1 protein-coding gene is annotated in these 331 nt (G+C 67.1%); it reads left to right on the plus strand.

Annotation, left to right across the window (positions count from 1 at the left end):
- A partial coding sequence (locus tag NW835_RS01055; RefSeq protein WP_414414291.1) for a hypothetical protein occupies positions 1–331 on the plus strand: 331 nt, incomplete at both ends.

Genomic DNA, 331 nt, shown 5'->3' on the forward strand with positions numbered 1-331 from the left:
CCGGATCTCCTGGATTTCGGTCTGGAGCTGGGCTTCGATGGCCTGCCGCTCGGCTCGCATTGCAGCCATCTGGGCCTCAAAGCGCTCGGCGGCCCGCTGCTGTTCGGCCCGGATCTCGGCGATCTCGGCGGAGAAACGCTCAGCGGCCCGCTGCTGCTCGGCTCGGATCTCGGCGATCTGGGCTGCAAAGGCCTGTCGCATTTCCGTCATCTGGGCCTCAAAGCGTTCGGCAGCTTGTTGCCGCTCGGCCCGGATCTCGGCGATCTCGGCGGAGAAACGCTCAGCGGCCCGCTGCTGCTCGGCTCGGATCTCGGCGATCTGGGCTGCAAAG

This window comes from Synechococcus sp. OH2 (genome assembly GCF_047462155.1).
Classification (GTDB): Bacteria; Cyanobacteriota; Cyanobacteriia; order Thermostichales; family Thermostichaceae; genus Thermostichus.